This is a genomic window from Gryllotalpicola sp. CP2-P1 (assembly GCF_057512245.1).
In genome coordinates this window covers 1-3031 of record NZ_JBLRDT010000247.1, presented here as the reverse complement: position 1 = coordinate 3031, position 3031 = coordinate 1, and the positions used below count along the sequence as shown (strand labels likewise).

General features: G+C 67.2%; 5 protein-coding genes and 3 tRNA genes. 7 read left to right on the top strand and 1 reads right to left on the bottom strand.

Translation table 11 applies throughout. The features are described from left to right. On the bottom strand, positions 1-806 hold an 806-nt coding region (locus ACM2XV_RS13700; protein WP_487027324.1), incomplete at its 3' end, for a coiled-coil domain-containing protein. Positions 807-977: 171 nt separating this feature from the next. On the opposite strand from ACM2XV_RS13700, the gene ACM2XV_RS13695 reads away from it, so the two are divergent. From ACM2XV_RS13695 to ACM2XV_RS13665, 7 genes are all read left to right on the top strand, one after another. Then, positions 978-1053 (top strand) — tRNA-Glu (locus ACM2XV_RS13695). Between the two features lie 22 nt (positions 1054-1075). After that, positions 1076-1149, top strand: a tRNA-Asp gene (locus ACM2XV_RS13690). Positions 1150-1221: 72 nt separating this feature from the next. Further along, positions 1222-1297: transfer RNA gene (locus ACM2XV_RS13685), tRNA-Phe, on the top strand. Positions 1298-1413: 116 nt separating this feature from the next. Then, the gene (locus ACM2XV_RS13680; RefSeq protein WP_487027323.1) at positions 1414-1737 is read left to right on the top strand and encodes a nucleotidyltransferase family protein; all 324 of its coding nucleotides are present in this window, start codon (positions 1414-1416) and stop codon (positions 1735-1737) included. Continuing rightward, entirely contained in the window at positions 1734-2069 is a 336-nt protein-coding gene (locus ACM2XV_RS13675; RefSeq protein ID WP_487027322.1) for a HepT-like ribonuclease domain-containing protein, read from the top strand. The genes ACM2XV_RS13680 and ACM2XV_RS13675 overlap by 4 nt, the downstream gene beginning before the upstream one ends. 197 nt (positions 2070-2266) lie before the next feature. Then, positions 2267-2428, top strand: a complete 162-nt coding sequence (locus ACM2XV_RS13670) for a VOC family protein (RefSeq protein WP_344776798.1) — start codon at positions 2267-2269, stop codon at positions 2426-2428. A gap of 87 nt (positions 2429-2515) precedes the next feature. After that, on the top strand, positions 2516-3031 hold a 516-nt coding region (locus tag ACM2XV_RS13665), incomplete at its 3' end, for a P-loop NTPase (protein ID WP_487027321.1).

The window sequence follows — 3031 nt, the reverse complement described above, 5'->3', positions numbered from 1 at the left end:
CCCTTCTGATAGCTCGCGACCGTCTTGCTCGTCTTGTCTTTCAGCGCGGCGAGCATCGCGTTCAGCTCATCGCTGTGCGCCTGCTGCGTCTCGACCGCCTGCTGCGCGGCGATCTGGGCCTGCTGCGCAGCGGCGAGCGCGGCCTGCGCCTGCTGCTGCAGCCGGGTGCGCTCGTCGAGCGCCGCCTTCGCCTGGTCTGCGGCGGCACGGGCGGTGTTCTTCGCCTGCTGCGCCTGCGCCCACACGTCTGAGGTCGACTCGGTCAGCTTCGTCATGGTGCCGAGGTTGTCGAGCAGCGCCGACGGGTCGGTGCCGCTGCCCTTCGAGCTGGCGAACAGCAGCGACGAGGTCAGGTCGTTGCCGCCCGAGCGATAGAGCTGAGCGGCCACCCGGCCGGCCCGGGTGCTCGCGGTGTCGGCATCGGCGGTCAGCTTGTCGGACTCCGCCTTGAGGCTCTGATACTTCTGGTCGGCCGCGAACAGCGCGTCCTGCGCGTCGGCGACCTTCTCACCCGCGGCCTTCGCGGCCTGCTGCGCCTGGGCGGACTTCGTCTTGAGACCTTTCAGCAGCGTCGAGACCTGGTTCACCTTCGCCTGCGCGGCGGCCTGGTTCCCCTTCGCGTGCTGCACGTCGGCCCAGGTCGGGTACTGGTCGGCCTGGGCGGGGGCGGGGGCGTTGATCGCACCCGCGATGACGAGGGCGAGGGATGCCGCGAGCACGCCGACCACCCGCAGAAGACCGCCCCGCCCGCGTCGGGCCGGGTCGGTCACCGCTGCACCGGAAGGCGCGATCAGCCGCATCGCCATGCGTCTCCTTAGGGGGTCGGGGTGAGCATGTCGCCATTGAACGTAACCGCGGCGCAGGCATCCGCCTCGGGTAACACGCCCGAGTGTCGCGAACCGGCCGTGCCGATTTGGCCGATGCTGAAGGCTCACGTATGCTTGGTCCTCGGTAGTCATGCGGTGGCAGCCGCAGACGGCCCCATCGTTTAGTGGCCTAGGACGCCGCCCTTTCACGGCGGTAGCACGGGTTCGAATCCCGTTGGGGTCACCATGATTGCCGGACAAATGAATATGGCCCTGTAGCGCAGTTGGTTAGCGTGCCGCCCTGTCACGGCGGAGGTCGCGGGTTCAAGTCCCGTCAGGGTCGCGGAGTGCAAAAGCCCTATCGAGAGGTAGGGCTTTTCTTCCAGAAGCGGCTGATTCGTTCATCGGCCGATTCGGCTCTGTAGCTCAGTTGGTAGAGCGCACGACTGAAAATCGTGAGGTCACGGGATCGACGCCCGTCGGAGCCACCACCTCGGACAACCACAAGTCCGTCCTCAGTCGCGTGGCACACCGGTTCTTCGGCATTGATGTCGTTGAGGCGCGGTGGAGCCACCGCCGACGCGATGTGCGCGCTTACGCTGGATACATGCCGATCACTACGCCGCCGAGCCTCACCTTGCGCGAGGTCATCAACGCGCGGCGCAGCGAACTTGAGGCTCTGTTGGCCAAATACCACGCGAAGAATCCCAAACTCTTCGGCTCGGTCGCCCGCGGGGACGCCCACGAGGGCAGCGACATAGACATCCTTGTTGAGATGGATCCTGCTGACGGCAACCTTCTGATGAGAGCTTCCGGCCTCATGGAAGAGGTACGCCGGCTTTACGCGCGCGACGACATCGATATCTTCCCTGCGCAGCTGCTCAAGCGTCCGATCTCCGACTCGGCACTTGCCGAAGCGGTTGACCTGTGAGCCGCACTACACCGAAGCGGATCGCCGACATCCTTGACGCGATCGCAAGGTGCCAGCGCTACGCCGGTTCGCTCGGCAGCAGCGATCGGATCCTCGTCGACATGGCCGAGGACGCCATCGAGCGCAATCTGCAGGTCATCGGCGACGCCGCGAACGCACTGCCCGCTGACGTCACCGACGCTCATCCCGAGATTCCATGGCCCCAGATCCGCGGCTTCCGGAACATCCTCGTGCACGAGTACTTCGGTGTTGACGTCGCAACAGTCCGCGAGGTCATCGACACGCATCTGCCGCAGCTCGCCGCAGCGCTGCGGCAGTACAGCGTCAAATAGACAGGGCCTGATAACGGCGGGCGCCCCTGGTCACGAGGGCTGCCTCAGCACGTAACCCTGTTGTCTCGAATCCCTTCCTGTCCTCCTGGTGTCAGCGCTCACCTCGGGCGGCGCCTGGGTGCATCACGCTTGCCCGGTGCAATTGAACTGCCTCCCCTGGCATTTACCTCAGGCTCCGTGCCTGGTCGGCCGACGCGATGGTCGATGACGTCGAGGTCGCGGACGGACTCGTGCGAGCGCTCGGCGCGACGCGCCTCGAGGGCAGCGGCCACGTCTACGCCGACCCGGTCGGGCATCCGTTCTGCCTCATCCCCCGCCCCGCCTGGGCGCCGCCGATCGGGTGCGGCGACAAGACATGAAGGCCACCGCGTCGGAGCGGATCGCGATAGATTCTCAGTGTTACGTTGCGCTGTGCGCTTCACGACAACAGCCGAGGATGACGCGAGGTGACGGTGCACTCCGAGCCAGAGGCGACGCGCCCTGAGTTCACGCCCGGTGCGCCGTTCGTGGCCGCTCCCGCGCCACCGGCCGGTTCGCTTCCCCGGCCTCGGCTCTGGGAACTGCTCTCCGCGCGGACCCGCCTCACCGTCGTGCGCGCCCCGACGGGGTTCGGGAAGACGGTGCTGCTGCGGCAGTGGGTGCACCGCCTGGGGCACGACTCGGAGCGGCTGGTCTGGATCGACGGAGCAGACGCGGGCGGGCGCCACCGCCTCGCACAGGGCGCGGTTGACGACACGGTTCTGGTCTGGGACGACTTCGACGAGGTCCACGACGACGAAACGGAGCCCGCACTGCTTGCGGCGCTGCGGCGGAATCCGCACCTGCGCCTGATCGTGGCAGTGCGCGATGGGCGGCGATTCCCCGACGTGCTTCGGCTCGAGCTGCCGATGTCGACGGTGTCCGCCCGAGAGCTCGCCTTCCAGGGCTCTGAAATGCGGCAGCTCTTCGGACTCCTCGGCGTG

Excerpts from the sequence above, each read along its gene's own strand:
- ACM2XV_RS13680 (WP_487027323.1), top strand. The coding sequence starts at position 1,414 with ATGCCGATCACTACGCCGCCGAGCCTCACCTTGCGCGAGGTCATCAAC.
- ACM2XV_RS13670 (WP_344776798.1), top strand. The coding sequence starts at position 2,267 with ATGGTCGATGACGTCGAGGTCGCGGACGGACTCGTGCGAGCGCTCGGC.